Genomic DNA, 17684 nt, shown 5'->3' with positions numbered 1-17684 from the left:
AAAGCAAGGCGGACCCTGTCGACCTAGGCGGCCGCGGCGCGGCGCACCTGCTGGTCGGCGGGTTCGTACAGGCCGCGCAGGCGCGGGCTGGCCACGAACTGGTCGGTCTGCCCGAGCACGGTTTCGCCGGCCCCGAGCACCAGAAAACTCTGCGGCGCCGCCATCGCGCGCAGCCGCGCGAAGGCCTTTTGCCGCATCGGCGCCGAGAAATAGAGCAGCAGGTTGCGGCAGAAGATGAGGTCGGCGGGACTTGCCAGCGGCGGCCGGTCGGTGAGCATGTTCTGCACCGAAAAATCGATCCGGCGCCGGAGGTCGGCCTTGGCCAGCCAACCGCCCTCGGTCTGGTCGAACCAGCGCACCATGCGCTGCACCGGCAGGCCGCGCTGGATCTCGAACTGGCTGTAGAGCCCGACACGCGCGCGGCCGATCGCATGATAGCTGACGTCGGTCCCGACGATATCGACCTGCCAGCCCGCCCATTTTTCGCCCTGTTCGGCGATCAGCATCGCCAGCGAATAGGCTTCCTGCCCGGTCGACACGCCGCAATGCCAGATCGTCACCCGCCGGCGAAGCGCATTGATTTCACGAATCCGTTCCAATGCTGTCGCAGCTATGTCGTCGAAAACGCTGTATTCGCGGTAGAAATAGGTTTCGTTGTTCAGCATTGCATCGACGGTATCGTCGAGCAGTTGCCGGCTGTTCGAGGTCACGAGCGCCGCAACCAGCGCGTCGAGATCGGCGATGCCGTGACGCTGCATCACGGGTTTCAGCGACATTTCGATACGCCAGATGCGGTTCGGCGACAGCGTTTGCCCGGTCCGCGATTCGAGCACGCCCATCAGCACGCGATAGGCCGACTCGCTGGCGCTCGCCCCCATCATGACGGGCGCCGCCGCGGAAGGAAGCTGCCGAGCATCAGCGCGATCGCGTCCGGATTGAGCGTCGCGGCCGCGAGGCCCGCCTTGGCAACCGCACCGGGCATGCCCCAGATGACACAGCTTTCGGGCGCCTGCGCGAAGACGGTGCCGCCCGCTTCCTTCAAGCGACCGGCGCCGATCACCCCGTCGCGGCCCATCCCGCTGAGGATGACCGCAACCCCGCCCTTGCCATAGACGTCGGCGACCGCGTCGAGCATCGGATCGGCCGATGGGCAGCACCCATTCTCGACGGGGCGGCGATCGAGCGCGATTTCGTGGCGGCGCCCATTGGCGACGACCAGCAAATGCGCATCGCCGGGGGCGAGGTAGATATGGCCGGGCTCGACGATCATGCCCGCGGCGGCGACATGAACGCGGCGCGTCGTCATCGTCGCAATCTGTTTGGCGTAAAATTCCATGAAGGCGTCGGGCAGATGCTGCGTCAGCAGGATCGGCGCAGTGATGCGCGGGTCGAGATTGGTCAGGAAGTTGGTGAAGGCCGGAATGCCGCCGGTCGACGCGGCGACCGCGATACATTCGATCGGCTGGTCGGTGTCGATCGCGAGCGCGGCGGGTTCGGAAACGCGGCGCTCCGCAACAGGAACCGGCACCGGAAAATCGCGCCGGTGACCGAGCGTCATGATGCGATCGGTCAGCACTTCGGCGAACCGGCCCGAAAAGCTGCCGCGCCCCGGCTTCGCAAGCGTGTCGCTCGCCCCGAGCGCCAGCGCATCGATCGCGGCGGGGCCTCCTTCGACGCAGTTCGACGAGAGGATCAGTACGCGGGCCTTTTCGGCGCGCGCCAATATATGCGGCAGCGCGTCGATCCCGTTCATTCCGGGCATCTCGATGTCGAGCACGACGACGTCGACCGGCTCGCGCGCCAGATAATCGAGCGCGTCCTGCGCCGACGCGACCGACGCGCAAATTTCGAGCCCCGGTCGCTGGTCGACGATACGCTCGAGAATGCTGCGAACGACGAGGCTGTCGTCGACGAGCATCACCCGTACCGTCCGCGCCGACGGCTCCGGGTCGGGTATCAGGGGTTGCGGTCGAGCCACTCAAAAGACCTCAAACAAAAAAACTCACGCGATGCCGACGAGCTGCAATTTTCCTTCCAGCGTTTCGCGATCGAACGGCTTCATCACATATTCGTCGGCCCCCGCCTCGATCGCGGCGCGGATATGATCGATGCTGTTTTCGGTGGTGCAGAAGACGACACGCGGCCGTTCTTCATGCCCATAGTCGAGGTCGTTGAACGCCCCGAGAAACTCCATCCCGCTCATCACCGGCATGTTCCAGTCGAGCAGGATCACGTCGGGCCGGTTGGCGCGGCAAAAGGTCAGCGCCTCCTGCCCGTCAGCCGCCTCTTCGACGGCAAAGGACATGCTTTCAAGAATATGGCGCGCGACCTTGCGAATGACTTTGCTGTCGTCGACCACCAGGCAAGATTTCGACATCAATTTAACTCCGACCCCCATTGTTTGGGCATGTTTACGGCGAAGGGGTATTCAGCCCGTTAATAAACGGCAGCAATCACGCTGCCTTTAAGGCCGGCAAGACAATGAAATGCGACGGATCGACGACGAGCAGCGAAGCGCCGGCATGTTCGATCATCGCGTCGGCGACGCGCGCCCAGCCGGGCAGCAGCTTGCCCGTGATGCGCGTTTCGGGCGCGTCGATGAAACAGACATCCTCGATCTCGTCGGCCAGCAACGCATAACCATGTTCGGCGACGTCGACGACGATCACGCGCTGCCCCGCGGCGACCGGAACGGCGGGCAGGCCGATTACGACATGCGGGTCGATCAATGTGAAGACGCGGCTGCGCAGCGCGAACAGGCCGGCGACATGCGGCGGCGCGCACGGCACTTCGACCGGCGTCCCGACGGTGACGACCGAATTGATCGCGCGGCTGCGGAGCGCGACGCGCGTGTCGGCGATGCGCGCCACAAGATAGAGTTTTTCCATCATCGGCGTTCTCCCCCGACCTGACGGCGCAGGGCATCGAGCAGCGCCTGGCGGTCGTAACGATAGACGGTGTCGTCGCCCGGCCCGGTTGCGGCGACCGAACTGCGCAGGCGGATCACGGGCACGTCGCCCACGGCACCCGGTTGCGGTGCGCCGTCTTCGGTGAGGCACAGCAGCACATCATGCGATTCGCCCGCATCGGCACCCTCCGAGGCGACGCGATAGCCGGCGCTGCGCAGGATCGGCGCGAGGAAATTCTGCCCCCAGCCGTCATGATCATCGGCGATGCGGCAGAGCGGCAGACGCTCCGCTGTCGGGGCAACGCCACCGGCATATTGCTCCATCAGCCAGAAGGGATCGATCAGTTCGACGGCATCGTCGCCGATCAGCACGACGCCGGCGACCAGCCCCGGCGCCGCCGAGGGCTGCACCGCATCGGGCAGGCGGACGATGTCGATCACCTCGGCGATCGGATAGCAAAGCACCGAACGGCCATCGTAGAGCCGCAGCAGCTTTTGCGTGCCCTCGCCCTCGGGCGCCTTTGCGGCATGAACGACAAAAATATCGTCGCCGATCCGCGCCTGGACGCGTCCGGCGCTTTCGAACAGCGCCGGCGCCGGCACTTCCTCGACCCGTTCGATTACCGACAGGCGAACCCCGCGCATACGGCCGCCGATATCGCGGAACAGGAGCAGCTGCGCGGCATTGCGCGCCGCCACAACCTCTGCCTCTGCTTCCGCCATGCGGTCGTGGCTTCGCCCTGCCTCGCGTGCGTCGATCGCCGCCGCCGCGAGCATCCCCTGCACGTCGAGCAGCAACACCGGACGACCATTGTCGGGCAATGTCGTGCCCGCATAGAGCCCGGTCGCCATGATCATCGGCGCCGCGGGCTTGATCACCAGTTCCTCATGGTCATGGATCGCCGCAACGCTGAGCGCATAGCTTTGGCCCTGCCCCGGCCGGACGATCACGAGCGCGCGGTCATCGACATCGTCGCCATGATGGCGGCCGCGCCCCAGCACCGTTTCGAGCCGGAGCAGCGGATATTGTTCGCCGCGCACGGTGGCGAATTCGCCGCCGCCGACGCGGTCGATCCGCACCGTATCGCCGCTTTCGAGCAGGATTTCGCGCACCGCGCCGCGCGGAATGGCAAAATATTGTCCGGCCGCGCGCACCATCAGCCCCGAAATGATCGTCAGCGTCATCGGCACGCGAAGCAGGATCGTCAGCCCGCGCCCCTCGTCGTTGCGCAGTTCGACGACGCCGCCGATCTTTTCGACATTGGCCTTGACGATATCCATGCCGACCCCGCGCCCCGACACCGACGTCACCTTCGCTGCGGTCGAAAAACCGGGGCGGAAGATGAGGTCGAGCTTCTCTTTCGGCCCGAGCGCCCGCGCTTCGCTCGCGGTCACGGCACGCGACGCGATCGCCTTCGCGACGAGCGCATCGGGCGACAGCCCGCGGCCGTCGTCGCCGATCTCGATTTCGATCTGGTTGCCCGACTGGCGCGCCGAGACCGAAATCGTCGCGGTGATATCCTTGCCCGCCGCGACGCGGTCCTCGAGCGGTTCGATGCCATGGTCGATCGCGTTGCGGACGATATGGATCAGCGGGTCGCGAATATTCTCCATCATCTCGCGGTCGAGTTCGACCTCGCCGCCGCTCGTCTGGAACGCGATCTTCTTGCCCATGTCCTGCGCCAAGTCGCGCACGATGCGTGGCAGCGGCGCGAACAATTTGTCGATCCGCTGCATCCGCATCTGGCTGACCGACTGGCGCATGCCCGCGATCGAGTCCGACAGGCGATCGAACGAGGCGATCAGCGACGGATTGGCACCCGATTCGCGCAGCATCCGGGCGAATTCGTTGCGCGCGAGCACGATGTCGGTCACCCCGGTCATCACGCTGTCGAGCAAGGGCAGCGGCACGCGGATCGACCGCCAGCTTTGCAGATCGGCGCTGAAATCATCGTCGCGGCGGAGCGGCACGCCCGCCACTTCGAACGGCGCATCGGCAGGTGCCGCCTGTCCGGACAGGGCGCCGATCACGTCGCGGTCGTCGCCGGCGGGCTCGACGCCATGCTGTCCGAGCGCGCCGCAAAGATCGTTCAGCCGGTCGAGGATGCCGAGCACGCCGCTGACCAGCGCGGCATTCGCCTCACGGTTGCCGCGGCGGACCTGATCGAGCGCATCTTCGGCCGCGTGCGACAGGGCGGTGACGCGCGGCAGCGCGAGGAAACCCGAGCTGCCCTTGATCGTGTGGACGAGGCGAAAAATCGCGTCGAGCTGGGCGCGGTCGGCGTGATCGGCTTCCCATGCGACGATCGCCCCGCCGGCTTCGGCGAGGATTTCGGCCGTTTCGGCCAGGAAGTCGTTCAGCAGATCGTCCATCGCCGTACCGGTGCGCCCCAAAAACTGAGGCTGCACCATGGCGGACAATGGTTAAGGGAGGCTTTACTCGGACCGTTCGGCGATGCGAACGCGGGGCGCCAAACCCTTCTTTCACACCCGCTTGCCGCGGTCGGCGGGCGATGCGCGGAACCCTGCCGACGGTCGCGCGTATTCGGCACGAGCCGACCGGGAGGAATTGCATGCGATTGAAGATATTTACGCTGACAGGTGCGGCCGCCTTGGCGCTCGCTGCGTGCACGACGAAGGAAGAGCCAACACAGGACGACGGGACAAGCGCCCCCACCGGCGGCGTCGTCCGCGAGGAGGCCAAGGCCGAGCCGGAAACACCGCCTGTTACGCCGATGCCCGCCGCGACGGTGATCCAGTCGCAGCCCGGCCCCGACGGATCGCAGGTCGACCTGCTGTCGGTGAAGGTCACGGGCGATATCCTGACCGTCACCCTGCGCTGTTCGAGCGCCGAGCGATATAATCGCGAATCGATCCGCGTCGCCCAGGTCAGCGTGATCGACGATGCCACCTCGCAGCGCATCGGCGTGCTGAAGGACAATGAAGGCAATGCGTTGGTGTCGAACCTCAACCGCAGCGGCAGCCCGGACAATGACAATATGATGGTCGATTGCACGGCCAAGCCGGGCGTGATGTGGGCCAAATTCCCGGCACCGCCGGCCACCAGCCCTACGGTTTCGATCAACCTTCCGGGGGTCGCGCCGTTCGACGGCATAGCCGTCCAGCGATGAAGCGGGTGCTCCTGGCGATCGTCGCGGCCGTTTCGATTGGCGGCTGTTCGGCGAACGCCCCGGCCGATAGTGCCGGCGACGACGAAAGCCCGACCGCGACCTCGGCGCCTTCCGGTGACACGGCCCCGCCACGAGCGTCCCCGGCCCTGAGCGCAAAAGTCAGCCCGCTCACCGGCACGGTGAGCGGGCTCCAGACGCGGGTCACCGACATGGGCACGATCATCGACCTGCCCGCCGACGCGTTGTTCGAATATGACAAGGCGGTGCTGACGCCGGCGGCCGAGGTCGAACTGCGCAAGGCGGCCGAAATGATCCGCCGCGGCCCGCCCGGGGCGATACGGGTGATCGGACATACCGACAGCAAGGGCGACGAAGCGTATAACCAGACGCTTTCCGAAGCGCGCGCGAACAGCGTTGCGGACTGGCTTCGCGAGCAGGTCGGCGTTCGCCAGCGCGAACTGCTGGTGTCGGGACGGGGCGAAACCGCGCCGATCGCGCCCAACGAAAATGCGGCTGGCGGCGACGACCCCGCCGGGCGCGCAAAGAACCGGCGGGTCGAACTGGTTGTGCCGACGACAGACCGCGGGCCATCAGCCCCGGCCGGATGACGCCGTCGCGGGAGAAGCCCCTCAGCGCCCCCTGAGTACCGCGCCGACGAGCAACGACGTCGGCGTTTCGCGCGCGAGCATGACCGTCCCCTCGTTCTGCCGCGCGACCGCCTGCACTAGGACGGCGGGCGCGGTGCGCGAGGTCATCGGGCTCGCGCCTTCGCCCTCGGCGAGGATGCGTTCGACATCGGCGTCGAGGAAGATGCGCTCGGCCTCGACATGCAAGGCGATCTCGATGCCCTCACCCTGTTTTTCGCAACCGACGTCGAGCCGGCCGCCGCGCACCAGCGCATCGACGAGGAGGAGCGACAGGTTGAGGATGATCTTCACCGCCGGCTTGGGCAGCGGGTCGGTCCCGATCATCCAGTTGAGGTCGATCGCGCGGTCGCCGATGATGCCGTGGATCGCCGATTTGGCTTCGTCGGCCGGGACGAGTTCACCGAACCCGCCCGCCGATCCGAACGCGAGGCGAAAGAATTTGAGCTTGTTCGCCGAGGTTCGCGCGCTTTGTTCGAGCAACTCGAAACAGCGCTCGCGCATCGCCGGATCCTGCTCGTCGGCAAGCAGTTCGAGGCCGTTGGCGAACGCCCCTACCGGGCTCAACAGGTCGTGACACAGGCGCGAGGCCAGCATCGAGGCGAAATCGACGCGATCGTCGGTCATTTATGAACAGGCTCCCCGCAGGGCCGGATGTTTCCGGCTCGCGCCTGCTCCCTAAGCCACCGATTCGCCCGAGACAAGCGGGATACGGCGAGCCGAGCCCCTTGAATTTCGGGGTTTCGGGACCATATCGCGATCAATGCAGGGGGATGACGAGATTTTGACCGTGACGCTGGAAGACAGCGCGGCAGGCTTGCGGCTCGACCGCGCGCTGGCCGAAGCCCTGCCCAGCCTGTCGCGCGAACGGTTGAAGACGCTGATCAAGGGCGGCCGCGTCACCGATGCCGGCGGCAATATCCTGTGGGATCCCTCGACCAAGGCGAGTGCGCCCGCGACGATCGGCGTCCGCGTGCCGGTGGCGGCACCGGCGCATAATATCGCGCAGGACATGGACCTCGTCATCGCTTATGAAGACGAGCATCTGATCGTCGTCGACAAGCCCGCGGGGATGGTCGTCCACCCCGCGGCGGGCAATCTCGACGGCACGATGGTCAACGCGCTGCTCCATCATTGCGCGGGGCAGCTCTCGGGGATCGGCGGCGTCGCCCGCCCCGGCATCGTCCACCGGATCGACAAGGATACGAGCGGGCTGATCGTCGCGGCGAAGCATGACAAGGCGCATGAGGGTCTGGCAAAGCAGTTCGCCGCGCACAGCATCGACCGCCGCTATATCGCGATCGCCACCGGCCGGCCGATGCCCGCGAACGGCACCGTCAATGCGTGGCTCGCCCGGTCGACGACCAATCGCAAGAAGATGGCGGTCGTCGCCGAAGGGCGCGGCAAGCATGCGATCACCCATTACCGGACGATCGCGCCGCTGAAGAATGCGACTTTGGTCGAATGCCGGCTCGAGACCGGGCGCACGCATCAGGTGCGCGTCCATATGGCGCATATCGGCCATCCGCTGGTGGGCGACCCCGTCTATGGCCGCCAACGCAAACCCTTGTCCGATATCCTCCGGGCGCGGAATTTCGTACGTCAGGCGTTGCATGCGGCCCATTTGGGTTTTATTCATCCGGTGACCGGTAACGAAATCGCGCTCGACAGCGAACTCCCAGCCGACATGCGGGAACTGATCGATGAATTGCGCGTTTAGGTTTCGAATGAAAATCTATTTTGACCGCCGGACCCAACCGCGGCATATTTCTCCTCTGAAAATAAGGGAAAGTCTCCAATAATGGCTAACAAAAGCAATGTTCCGGCAGTGGTGCCCGCGCTCGGCGGTGAGGCGAGCCTGAACCGCTACCTGGCCGAAATCCGCAAATTCCCCCTTCTGACGCCCGAGCAGGAATATATGCTCGCCAAGCGATTCCAGGAGCATGGCGACAATGAAGCTGCGGCGCAGCTCGTCACCAGCCACCTCCGCCTCGTCGCGAAGATCGCGATGGGCTATCGCGGCTATGGCCTGCCGGTCAGCGAGCTGATCAGCGAAGGCAATATCGGCCTGATGCAGGGCGTGAAGAAGTTCGACCCCGAACGCGGCTTCCGCCTCGCCACCTATGCGATGTGGTGGATCCGCGCCTCGATCCAGGAATTCATCCTGCGCTCGTGGAGCCTCGTCAAGATGGGCACCACCGCGGCGCAGAAGAAGCTGTTCTTCAACCTTCGCCGGATGAAGAACAATCTCGCCGCGTTCGAGGACGGCGACCTCAGCCCCGAACATGTCGCCAAGATCGCAACCGACCTTGGCGTCACCGAGGAAGAAGTGATCAGCATGAACCGCCGCATGGCGATGGGCGGCGACACGTCGCTGAACGTCCCGATGGGCGAGGATGGCGACAGCCAGTGGCAGGACCTGTTGGGCGACGAAGGCCCATTGCAGGACGAACGCGTCGCCGAAGCCGAGGAACGCGATGTGCGGCATGCGCTGCTCAACGAAGCGCTCGAAACGCTGAACGAGCGCGAGCGCCACATCCTGACCGAACGCCGCCTGACCGACGATCCCAAGACGCTCGAAGATTTGAGCCAGGTCTATGACGTCAGCCGCGAGCGCGTCCGCCAGATCGAGGTGCGCGCGTTCGAAAAGCTGCAGAAGGCGATGCTGAAGCTCGCCGGCGACCGGCGCCTCGTCGGCGCCTGACCCTGCCTTGCCCGCGATTTGACACGCGGGCCCAAAAGGACCAGCCTCCCCCTTCGGATCGGCCGAAGGGGGATTTTTCATGTGGAAATGGATCCGGATTCCCAAGGGCATCGCGCTGCTGGCATTCCTGCTACCATGGATGACGGTCAGCTGTTCCGATCAGAAGCTGGTCGAAGCGAGCGGTTTCGGCCTTGCCTTTGGCCGGGTTACCGCGATGGGACGGGTCGCCGAAGCGAGCGACGGCGCGTCGCTCAATCTGTGGCTGATCCTTGCGATTATCGCGATCGTGGGCGGACTGGCGCTCCTTTTCCTGCGTGGGCGTGAAGCCGCAAAGCTGGTCCTCGGCACCTCGGCGGCCGCGTTCATACTGATCTTCATCGGCACCTATCGTTACAGCAAGGACGCGATCCTTGCCGAGGCGGCGAAGAGCGGGTCGAACGGCGACATCGACCGTGCGGCGCTGGCGATGATCCAGGTGAATTGGGAAATCGGATATTGGTTGGCGCTATTCTCGCTGATCGCCGCCGCCGCCATGGCGTGGCTGGTGATGAGCGGCAGGGAGGCCGAAGTCGAGGCAAAGATGCGTTCGATGGCCGCCGATGCAAGCGACGCGGCAAAGGATCAGACCGACGACAAGCCGCGGGAAGGCTGAGGCTGGTCCGGGCCAGCACCAGCCTTCGGCGACGCGGCCGCAGGGTGCCCGATCAATTATGATAGCTATATAAATGGAGGGGCGCTTGTCTGAAAACGACATAGAAAATGGCGCGATCCCGGTTCAGGAATTTCAATATGCTGCGTTCATCAGCTATAGTCGGCGCGACGAAAAATTCGCCAAATGGCTGCATCGGAAACTTGAAAGCCTGAGGTTTCCGGCAATCCGCCCCGACTTGGCCAGCGCCTCCAAATGGCCGTTACGCCCGGTCTTCCGGGATGTCGACGAACTCTCCGCTTCGAGTGACTTGACCAAATCCATATGTTCGGCCCTCGAAAATTCGCGCGCGCTGATCGTCATATGCTCTCCCCAAGCCGCAGCTTCGCATTGGGTAAACCGGGAGATCGAGCATTTTTCAAAGCTTGGTCGCAGCGACCAGATTTTCCTTGTTCTTATCGATGGCGATCCGGCTTTTCATCGGGATGGAAGCAGCATTGGCGCTTTTCCCCCCGCGGTTGAAGGCCTTTTGAATGAACCGCTGTGGATCGATGCCCGCCGGGGCAGCGAGTCTCGTGAGCGAATTTTTGCAAGGATCGCGGCGGGGCTGATCGGCGTCTCTTTCGATGCAATTTGGCAGCGGCGCCGCCGCCAGAAAAAACTAGCCGCTCTTTCTTGGGGCATTGCTGCTTTGACGCTCGGCATACCGGTTGGCATTGCCCTGATCGAGCTCGTCAAGCCGATGAATTTGAAGGACTGCCCGCTGGATTTGGTGGCGTTCGAGTCGACATGGGGCAGCGAACGCTTTGTCGTCGATCGCGTCGGATCGAATCGATTTTATGCCTGTGGAAAGCGAGAGCTGTCCCTCGATGAATTTGATCGACTGGCTGAAACCGGCAAAGAATCGGCATGCGAAGGTCCATTGGGATCGATTTTCCTGAAAGGCCATTTGCAGAACATACCCCCAGGCGTCGCTTCGAACAGATACATGATCTATCAGGTATCCGACGGGTCCCCTTGCTGCCTGTGGAATTCGCCAAACGAAAATGACCTCAAATATTATACCGAAAAGAGGAATATCGAATGGTACTCCGAAAGGTCCATGCCAACGCTTGAAGAACTCATGAGTCCGGTCATCGAATTCGACGAAAATTACTCGGAAGTTTCGGCCGACGGCTATCTTTCGAACATGAAATTCAGTCCAAATGTTTGCGAATATGATACAAAACGCAAGATGACATCGATCCTTTCCGGCTGGTTTTCGGACGAACGAAAAGCGTCGCAGTGATGCTGTGGGCCGCATCGAGTTGAAGTACGCGACCCGCCATTTGTTAGCAGCGGGCGCATCCACGCTCAGAACCGGCGCGCATAGCCGAAATAGAGCTCGAGGTCGGGGCTGTCGCGGTTGAGCCCGATGTTGGCGCCCACGTCCCACTGGCTGTCGTCATCGACCTGCCAGCCGGCCGAGAGCCCCGCGAGCGCCTCGGTCGAATGGCCGCCCGGATCGCGGTCGCGGGTCAGCGACAGCTCGGCGGTCATCGACAGATCGTCGGAGACGCCGAAGCCGATGCCGGCGACGCTACCCCAGGACAGGTGGCGCCCGTCGCCATCGCCGTCGACCGCCGCATCGATATGCGGCGAAAAGCCGAGCGACACCGCGCCCAGTTCGAAGCTGACCGGCACGATCAGCCCGGCGCCCCAATCGCCTGCGCCGACGCCTTCGCCGCCCACCGGTAGCGTCGCATAGGGCATGACGGCCGCCGCAAAGCCGGACCCGTCGGGACTGTGCAGATTTTGCCGCAGCGCGAGCGTCACGTCGCCCGTCCGCGTCCGGCGCGTCAGGTCGCCGCTCGTCCGGTCGCGCTCGCGCATATGGCCGACCATGGTCCAGCCAAGTTGCACCTCGAGCGACGGCGTGATCCCGGCCCGCAGCAACATATCGCCAAAGGCGAATGCGTCGGTACGGCTGTCGGCGCTACGGTCGAGTGTCCAGTCGGCGATCCCGACCTCGAGCATCACAGCGCCCGCGTCGAGCGTACAGGCGGGGGTTCCGAGCCCCGGCCGGTCGGGACAGAGATCGCGGCGCGCCTCCTGCCCTGCGGCGGGCACGGCGAAAGCGATCATGGCGAGCAGCAGGACGGTACGAAGCGACATTTGGCTCTCCCCTTTCGCAAACTTGTCCCGGAAGTCGGCCGATCGATCAAGCCCGCTTGCCTCCGGCCCGCAAGCGGCTAGTTTGCCGCGCATGGCAACCTCATCCCGCGCGAAGAAGCGCAAACTCCCCTGGTATCTTCGCCCGTTCAAATGGCTTTTGTGGTTTATCGCGATTTCGGTCCTGTGGGTGCTCGTCTATGCCGTTGTGCCGCCCCCGGTGACGCTGACGATGCTGACCGACGGCAACGGGATCACCAAGGATTGGGAAAGCCTGTCCCGTATCGACCGGAACATGGTGCGCGCGGTGATCGCGGCCGAGGACGGGAAATTCTGTTCGCACGACGGCTTCGACCGCGACGCGATCGAACAGGCGATCGAACGCAACGCCAAGGGCAAAAGGATGCGCGGCGGATCGACGGTCAGCCAGCAGACGGCCAAAAATGTCTTCCTGTGGCAGGGCAGCGGCTGGACGCGCTATGTCCGCAAGGTGCCCGAGGTGTGGTTCACCTTCCTGATCGAAAAAATCTGGGGCAAGCGCCGGATCATGGAGGTCTATCTCAACGTCGCCGAAACGGGGATCGGCACCTATGGCGTCGAGGCCGGAGCGCAGCGCTATTTCAAGCATGGCGCGGACAAGCTGACGCCGCGCGAGGCCGCGCGGATCGCGGCGATCCTGCCGCTGCCCAAGAAGCGCGAGGCAGTGAGCCCGTCGGGGTTCACCCGTCGCTATGGCAACACGATCACCGCGCGCGTCGGACAGGTGCGGCGCGACGGGCTGGACGCATGCGTTTATAAATAGGCCGCGACGCTATTCCGACGCATCGCGGGCCGCGTCGGCGACGAGCAGCCCGCCGATCACCAGAACCGCGACGACGCCGATCGCGATCCCCGCCTCGGTCGAGATATTGTTCCGCTGTTTCCGTTCGAACGGACGGCCGTTGAGAAGCAGACTCTGCTTGCCGTCTAACGCGATACCGATCCGGCTTTCGAAACGCCGGTCCATGCGATCCGACTGGCGGCTGCCGTCGATATTGACCGTGTCGCGTGCAAGACGCAGTTCGAGGCGTGGTGCCTCCGTCTTCCGACCGCCGCCAAGGGGGAGTGTGAAGGAAGCGCCGACAATGCCTTCGGTGCGACCGCCCGCTTGATCGCGAAAGCCCACCGACTGCGCCAGGGACGGTGTGGTCAACGCCGCAGCAAGCAGCATCGCAATCAAGGTTCGCATATCGCCGGTACCCCCATGTTCGTTCTGAACGACTCCATGTTAAAAATATATAACATAGAATCAATCGGAATTTTACATGATCGAGCCGCTGCCCACGCCGGCTAGGCCGGTTTCCAGCTTTTCCGCTCTTCGGCCTGTTTGAGCACCTCGAACGCCGCCTGCCCGGCCGCAAAGCGCTTCGCGGCTTCGGCGTCGTCGGGCTTTACATCGGGATGGCATTCCTTGGCATAGGCCCGCCACGCCTTCTTCGTCGCATCGAAATCGGCGTCGGGATCGAGACCGAGCAGTTCGAGCGCGCGCATCTCGTCGGCGCTGCGACTGCCGTCGCCAGATCCGCCCCACGCATAATGTTGCGCGCGGGCGTAGCTGCGCGCGCCTTGCGCCTCTTCAGCGGCGCGCGCCGCGGCATCCTCGGCGGACAGGCCCGCGAAATAGTCCCAGCCGCGATTATATTCGGCGGCGTGCGTTTCGCAGAAATACCAGCGCTCGGGGCTGTTCGGCGACTTGGGTGCGGGGCAATTTCCGGGATTGGTGCAGCCATGACGGTCGCAGAGGCGAACCTTCTGCGCCTCGCGCGACGAGCCATAGGGGCGCCAGCGGGGAAAACCCCAATCGTCGGATCTCTTGGCGCGGCTCATCACCCCCATGTAGCGGCGGAGGGCACGAATTGCTAGCCGAGCGGGGCTAAAAACCTAGTCTTTGGGCTTGTAGCCGAAGGCCTTGGACGCCAGCTTGACCACGGCGGGATCGAGTTCGGCCGGCGTCATCGGCACCGCGCTCTCGAGCGTTTCGACGATATGCGTCAACGCCGCGATGCGCGCGGCCTTCTTGTTGTTGCCATCGATGACCTTCCACGGCGCCCAGCGCGTGTTGGTCTGCGCGAACATCTCGTCCATCGCGGCGAGATAATGTTTGCGCTTCGACCGGTTCCGATAATCCTCGGTGCCGGTCTTCCACCGCTTCCACGGATCGTCGAGCCGGTCGGCAAAGCGCCGGTCTTGCTCGTCCTGCGTGATGTGGATGAACAATTTGACGAGGTTGGTGCGGCTGCCGGTCAGTTGCGCCTCGAACTCGTTGATTTCGTCATAGCCCTTGCGCCACTCGGCTTCGGTTGCATAGCCCTCAACCCGCTCGACGAGGACGCGGCCGTACCAGCTGCGATCAAAGATCGAGATTTCGCGGTTTCCGGGCAGGCGTTTCCAGAAACGCCAGAGGAAATGACGCGCCCTTTCTTCCTCGTTCGGCGCACTGATCGGCCATACCTCGAAATAGCGGGGGTCGAGCGATGCGGTCAGCCGCTGGATGATCCCGCCCTTCCCCGCCGCGTCCCAGCCTTCGAACATGATGATGCTGCGCTGGCCGTTGATGATGTGCGCCGCCTGAAGCCGTTCGAGCCGGTCCTCCAGCACCTTGAGCGCGTCGGAATAGTCGCCGTCGTAGCGGGCGCCGGTTTCATGATCGGAAAGGGAAATGCTCATGCAGGCTTCCTAGCGCAAGCAAAGCCCTCCTACCAAGCGCGATAAGCCGATGTCATGTTCTGGCACAATCGATCGCCGCCTCGTTACACACGGGCAGCAGAGCCGTCAGAGATATTCCGCGATCAGCGCGGCGACGCGGGCCGGATTTTCCATCGGGATGAAGTGACTCTGGTCGGCCCAGAGCTCGTCGCGATCGGCACCGATTGCAGGACCCAGCCCGGTCCAGGTCGGGCTCAGCGAAAAATCTAGCGGGCCACCGCGTTCGCCCGTCGGCGCGCGGATCACCGCCGAAGGCACGGCCAGATAGTGCAGCCACTCGTGCGGGCTGGTGCGCAGCGCATTCTGATAGACCGATGCTTCGAGCGCCGGGGGACAGGCGAGTTCCAGCCCCTCGCCATCGGCGGGAAGCAGGCCGTGAGTGCAATAGTCGGCGAGGACCCGGGCGTCCCAATTGGCATAGGGCGGGCGATCGGCGAAACGCGCCTGCATCTCCTCCACGCTCGCCCAGCTGTTGCGGCGGCGCGCGACGGGATGCTCGGCGGCATCGGGGATCGGCCGGGCCGCCTCGCCTTCGTAAAATTCGGGGGCCATGATCACCGGATCAATCAGCACGAGACGGCCGAACGCGGCCGGCCGCTGCGACGCGAGCCGGGTCAGGACATAGGCACCCATGCTGTGACCGACGCCGACAAGCGGGTGGCCGCCGAGCCCGTCGAGCAATGGCAACAGCACATCGGCGGTCGCCGCCCAGTTGGCGAGCGTCGCGGGACGGAAGCTGCGCCCATGGCCGCGATGGTCGGGCGCGACGACATGCGTTCCTGCGGGCAGCGCCGCGACGACCCGATCCCAGAGGCGGGCGTGAAAGCCCGTCGCGTGGAGCAGGAGCAGCGACGGCCCCTGCCCGCGCTCACCCCATTCGAACCAGCAGATATCGCCTTCCGGCGTTTCCAGCCGGTGCTCCCGGGGTTCGCTCATGCCTTAGCTCTTCGGGCCGTCGACGAGCCGGATGCTCAGTTCCTTGAGCTGTTTTTCGCTGACCGGCGCCGGGGCGCCCATCATCAGATCCTCGGCCTTTTGCGTCATCGGGAAGACGATCACTTCGCGGATGTTCGGTTCGTCGGCGAGCAGCATCACGATACGGTCGACGCCCGGCGCCGACCCGCCGTGCGGCGGCGCGCCGAATTTGAAGGCGTTGATCATGCCGCTGAAGTTCGCGTCGACGTCGGCCTGCGAATAGCCGGCGATTTCGAACGCCTTGTACATGATGTCCGGACGATGGTTCCGGATCGCACCCGACGACAGTTCGACGCCGTTGCACACGATGTCATACTGGTAAGCGAGGATATCGAGCGGATCCTTGTTCGTCAGCGCGTCCATCTCGCCCTGCGGCATCGAGAAGGGATTGTGGCTGAAATCGATCTTGCCGGTGTCCTCGTCGGCCTCGAACATCGGGAAGTCGACGATCCAGCAGAATTCGAAGCGGCTCTTGTCGATCAGATCGAGCTGGTCGGCGACGCGCGTGCGCGCGAGGCCGGCGAGCTTCGCCGCCTTCGCCTCGACGCCAGCGGCGAAGAAGATGCCGTCGTTCGGGCCGAGACCCATCGCGTCGGCGATCGCCTTCATGCCGTCCTGGCCATGGTTGTTGGCGATCGGGCCGCCGAACACGCCGTCCTTCTGCGTCGCATAGCCGAGGCCCGGGAAACCTTCCGACTGCGCCCAGCTGTTCATCTCGTCGAAGAATTTGCGGCTCTTCTCGTGCGTCTCGGGCGCGGCGACGGCGCGGACGACCTGCCCTTCCTCGACCATCGTCGCGAAGCGGCCGAAGCCCGACCCCTTGAAGAAGTCGCCGACGTCATGGACGAGCAGCGGGTTGCGCAAATCGGGTTTGTCGCTGCCATATTTCAGCATCGATTCGCGGTAGGGAATGCGCTTGAACGGCAGCGGCGAGACGGTGCGGTCTTTGCCGTCGAAGTCGGCGAACTCCTCGAATACGCCGTGCAGGACGGGTTCGATGGCGTTGAAGACATCGTCCTGCGTGACGAAGCTCATTTCGAAATCGAGCTGGTAGAATTCGCCGGGCGAGCGGTCGGCGCGCGCATCCTCGTCGCGGAAGCAGGGCGCGATCTGGAAATAGCGGTCGAAGCCCGCGACCATCAGCAGCTGCTTGAACATCTGCGGTGCCTGCGGCAGCGCGTAGAATTTGCCGGGGTGGACGCGGCTGGGCACCAGATAGTCGCGTGCGCCCTCGGGGCTGCTCGCGGTCAGGATCGGCGTCTGGAATTCGGTGAAGCCCTGATCGATCATCCGGCGGCGCAGCGACGAGATCACGTTCGAGCGCAGCACGATATTCTTGTGCAGCCGTTCGCGGCGGAGATCGAGGAAGCGGTTGGTGAGGCGGACTTCCTCGGGATAGTCGGTTTCGCCGAACACCGGCAACGGCAGGCGGTCGGCCGACGACTGCACCGTCACCGCGTTCGGATAGATTTCGATCTCACCTGTCGCGAGCTTCGGGTTCAGCGTCTCGGCCGAGCGCGCCGCGACCTTGCCGGTGAAGGTCAGCACGGACTCGGGACCCTGCGCGTTGACGATGGGATAGAGGTCCGAACCGGTTTCGACGACGATCTGGGTGATGCCATAATGGTCGCGAAGATCGACGAAGAGCACATTCGCATGTTCGCGCGTGCGGTGCACCCAGCCCGAAAGACGGACTTCCTCACCGACGTTGGCGGCGCGAAGGTCTGCGCATGTGTGGGTGCGATAGGCGTGCATTTTATCGTCTTTCAAAGATGGA

19 protein-coding genes are annotated in these 17684 nt (G+C 64.3%); 7 read left to right on the top strand and 12 right to left on the bottom strand.

What is annotated here, in order from left to right; translation table 11 throughout:
- Window positions 1-23: 23 nt before the first annotated feature.
- From VGU00_RS13445 to VGU00_RS13425, 5 genes are all read right to left on the bottom strand, one after another.
- Complete coding sequence (locus tag VGU00_RS13445) at window positions 24-881, bottom strand: CheR family methyltransferase (RefSeq protein WP_327469294.1); 858 nt, start codon at window positions 879-881, stop codon at window positions 24-26.
- Window positions 878-1978, bottom strand: a complete 1101-nt coding sequence (cheB, locus tag VGU00_RS13440) for a chemotaxis-specific protein-glutamate methyltransferase CheB (RefSeq protein WP_327469292.1) — start codon at window positions 1976-1978, stop codon at window positions 878-880. Before cheB ends, VGU00_RS13445 begins: the two co-directional genes overlap by 4 nt.
- A 24-nt stretch (window positions 1979-2002) precedes the next feature.
- Window positions 2003-2377 (bottom strand): response regulator, encoded by a 375-nt coding sequence (locus tag VGU00_RS13435; RefSeq protein ID WP_058802094.1) that lies wholly within the window; start codon window positions 2375-2377, stop codon window positions 2003-2005.
- A gap of 76 nt (window positions 2378-2453) precedes the next feature.
- Window positions 2454-2891, bottom strand: a complete 438-nt coding sequence (locus tag VGU00_RS13430; protein WP_327469290.1) for a chemotaxis protein CheW — start codon at window positions 2889-2891, stop codon at window positions 2454-2456.
- Window positions 2888-5281, bottom strand: a complete 2394-nt coding sequence (locus tag VGU00_RS13425; protein WP_327469288.1) for a chemotaxis protein CheA — start codon at window positions 5279-5281, stop codon at window positions 2888-2890. Before VGU00_RS13425 ends, VGU00_RS13430 begins: the two co-directional genes overlap by 4 nt.
- Before the next feature lie 200 nt (window positions 5282-5481).
- Here VGU00_RS13425 and VGU00_RS13420 point away from each other — a divergent pair, with 200 nt between their 5' ends.
- Both VGU00_RS13420 and VGU00_RS13415 read left to right on the top strand, forming a co-directional pair.
- Window positions 5482-6039: a hypothetical protein gene (locus tag VGU00_RS13420; protein ID WP_327469286.1), complete on the top strand. Its 558-nt coding sequence runs from the start codon at window positions 5482-5484 to the stop codon at window positions 6037-6039.
- Window positions 6036-6647 (top strand): OmpA family protein, encoded by a 612-nt coding sequence (locus VGU00_RS13415; RefSeq protein WP_327469284.1) that lies wholly within the window; start codon window positions 6036-6038, stop codon window positions 6645-6647. The genes VGU00_RS13420 and VGU00_RS13415 overlap by 4 nt, the downstream gene beginning before the upstream one ends.
- A 21-nt stretch (window positions 6648-6668) precedes the next feature.
- On the opposite strand, the gene VGU00_RS13410 is transcribed toward VGU00_RS13415, so the two are convergent.
- On the bottom strand, window positions 6669-7310 hold the full coding sequence (locus tag VGU00_RS13410; RefSeq protein ID WP_327469282.1) for a histidine phosphotransferase family protein: 642 nt from the start codon (window positions 7308-7310) through the stop codon (window positions 6669-6671).
- 136 nt (window positions 7311-7446) lie between these two features.
- Between VGU00_RS13410 and VGU00_RS13405 the strand changes: the two genes are divergently transcribed.
- The 4 genes from VGU00_RS13405 to VGU00_RS13390 all read left to right on the top strand — a co-directional run bounded on the left by VGU00_RS13405 (window position 7447) and on the right by VGU00_RS13390 (window position 11324).
- Window positions 7447-8403, top strand: coding sequence for an RluA family pseudouridine synthase (locus tag VGU00_RS13405; protein ID WP_327469280.1), 957 nt, complete (start codon window positions 7447-7449; stop codon window positions 8401-8403).
- Between the two features lie 81 nt (window positions 8404-8484).
- A complete protein-coding gene (rpoH, locus tag VGU00_RS13400; protein ID WP_327469278.1) occupies window positions 8485-9387 on the top strand; it encodes an RNA polymerase sigma factor RpoH in 903 nt (300 codons plus the stop codon).
- A 79-nt stretch (window positions 9388-9466) separates the two neighbouring features.
- The gene (locus tag VGU00_RS13395) at window positions 9467-10039 is read left to right on the top strand and encodes a hypothetical protein (RefSeq protein WP_327469276.1); all 573 of its coding nucleotides are present in this window, start codon (window positions 9467-9469) and stop codon (window positions 10037-10039) included.
- An 85-nt stretch (window positions 10040-10124) separates the two neighbouring features.
- The gene (locus VGU00_RS13390) at window positions 10125-11324 is read left to right on the top strand and encodes a toll/interleukin-1 receptor domain-containing protein (RefSeq protein ID WP_327469274.1); all 1200 of its coding nucleotides are present in this window, start codon (window positions 10125-10127) and stop codon (window positions 11322-11324) included.
- 65 nt (window positions 11325-11389) lie between these two features.
- Here the strand turns inward: VGU00_RS13390 and VGU00_RS13385 are convergent, their stop codons facing one another.
- On the bottom strand, window positions 11390-12190 hold the full coding sequence (locus VGU00_RS13385) for a transporter (protein ID WP_327469272.1): 801 nt from the start codon (window positions 12188-12190) through the stop codon (window positions 11390-11392).
- A gap of 91 nt (window positions 12191-12281) precedes the next feature.
- Here VGU00_RS13385 and mtgA point away from each other — a divergent pair, with 91 nt between their 5' ends.
- Window positions 12282-12989, top strand: coding sequence for a monofunctional biosynthetic peptidoglycan transglycosylase (mtgA, locus tag VGU00_RS13380; RefSeq protein WP_327469269.1), 708 nt, complete (start codon window positions 12282-12284; stop codon window positions 12987-12989).
- Window positions 12990-12998: 9 nt separating this feature from the next.
- Here mtgA and VGU00_RS13375 read toward each other — a convergent pair whose 3' ends face one another.
- The 5 genes from VGU00_RS13375 to aspS form a co-directional block, all read right to left on the bottom strand.
- Window positions 12999-13379 (bottom strand): hypothetical protein, encoded by a 381-nt coding sequence (locus VGU00_RS13375; RefSeq protein WP_327469267.1) that lies wholly within the window; start codon window positions 13377-13379, stop codon window positions 12999-13001.
- A 137-nt stretch (window positions 13380-13516) separates the two neighbouring features.
- Window positions 13517-14053, bottom strand: coding sequence for a J domain-containing protein (locus VGU00_RS13370; protein ID WP_327469265.1), 537 nt, complete (start codon window positions 14051-14053; stop codon window positions 13517-13519).
- 54 nt (window positions 14054-14107) lie between these two features.
- Entirely contained in the window at window positions 14108-14893 is a 786-nt protein-coding gene (locus VGU00_RS13365; RefSeq protein WP_327469263.1) for a polyphosphate kinase, read from the bottom strand.
- A 105-nt stretch (window positions 14894-14998) separates the two neighbouring features.
- Window positions 14999-15868: an alpha/beta hydrolase gene (locus VGU00_RS13360; protein ID WP_327469261.1), complete on the bottom strand. Its 870-nt coding sequence runs from the start codon at window positions 15866-15868 to the stop codon at window positions 14999-15001.
- A 3-nt stretch (window positions 15869-15871) separates the two neighbouring features.
- Window positions 15872-17662 (bottom strand): aspartate--tRNA ligase, encoded by a 1791-nt coding sequence (gene aspS / locus VGU00_RS13355; RefSeq protein WP_327469841.1) that lies wholly within the window; start codon window positions 17660-17662, stop codon window positions 15872-15874.
- Window positions 17663-17684: the final 22 nt, after the last annotated feature.

Source organism: Sphingopyxis sp. (assembly GCF_035944815.1).
GTDB lineage: Bacteria > Pseudomonadota > Alphaproteobacteria > Sphingomonadales > Sphingomonadaceae > Sphingopyxis.
The sequence above is the reverse complement of the archived record's forward strand: the minus strand, read 5'-3'. Positions and strand labels throughout refer to the sequence as shown.

What these genes read in the sequence shown, in the direction of transcription:
- VGU00_RS13425 (WP_327469288.1), bottom strand. Translation starts at nt 5,281, where the DNA reads ATGGACGATCTGCTGAACGACTTCCTGGCCGAAACGGCCGAAATCCTC.
- VGU00_RS13445 (WP_327469294.1), bottom strand. Translation starts at nt 881, where the DNA reads ATGATGGGGGCGAGCGCCAGCGAGTCGGCCTATCGCGTGCTGATGGGC.
- VGU00_RS13370 (WP_327469265.1), bottom strand. Translation starts at nt 14,053, where the DNA reads ATGAGCCGCGCCAAGAGATCCGACGATTGGGGTTTTCCCCGCTGGCGC.
- VGU00_RS13420 (WP_327469286.1), top strand. Translation starts at nt 5,482, where the DNA reads ATGCGATTGAAGATATTTACGCTGACAGGTGCGGCCGCCTTGGCGCTC.
- VGU00_RS13365 (WP_327469263.1), bottom strand. Translation starts at nt 14,893, where the DNA reads ATGAGCATTTCCCTTTCCGATCATGAAACCGGCGCCCGCTACGACGGC.
- mtgA (WP_327469269.1), top strand. Translation starts at nt 12,282, where the DNA reads ATGGCAACCTCATCCCGCGCGAAGAAGCGCAAACTCCCCTGGTATCTT.
- VGU00_RS13415 (WP_327469284.1), top strand. Translation starts at nt 6,036, where the DNA reads ATGAAGCGGGTGCTCCTGGCGATCGTCGCGGCCGTTTCGATTGGCGGC.
- VGU00_RS13430 (WP_327469290.1), bottom strand. Translation starts at nt 2,891, where the DNA reads ATGATGGAAAAACTCTATCTTGTGGCGCGCATCGCCGACACGCGCGTC.
- VGU00_RS13435 (WP_058802094.1), bottom strand. Translation starts at nt 2,377, where the DNA reads ATGTCGAAATCTTGCCTGGTGGTCGACGACAGCAAAGTCATTCGCAAG.
- VGU00_RS13385 (WP_327469272.1), bottom strand. Translation starts at nt 12,190, where the DNA reads ATGTCGCTTCGTACCGTCCTGCTGCTCGCCATGATCGCTTTCGCCGTG.
- VGU00_RS13395 (WP_327469276.1), top strand. Translation starts at nt 9,467, where the DNA reads ATGTGGAAATGGATCCGGATTCCCAAGGGCATCGCGCTGCTGGCATTC.
- aspS (WP_327469841.1), bottom strand. Translation starts at nt 17,662, where the DNA reads ATGCACGCCTATCGCACCCACACATGCGCAGACCTTCGCGCCGCCAAC.
- rpoH (WP_327469278.1), top strand. Translation starts at nt 8,485, where the DNA reads ATGGCTAACAAAAGCAATGTTCCGGCAGTGGTGCCCGCGCTCGGCGGT.
- VGU00_RS13410 (WP_327469282.1), bottom strand. Translation starts at nt 7,310, where the DNA reads ATGACCGACGATCGCGTCGATTTCGCCTCGATGCTGGCCTCGCGCCTG.
- VGU00_RS13405 (WP_327469280.1), top strand. Translation starts at nt 7,447, where the DNA reads ATGCAGGGGGATGACGAGATTTTGACCGTGACGCTGGAAGACAGCGCG.
- VGU00_RS13360 (WP_327469261.1), bottom strand. Translation starts at nt 15,868, where the DNA reads ATGAGCGAACCCCGGGAGCACCGGCTGGAAACGCCGGAAGGCGATATC.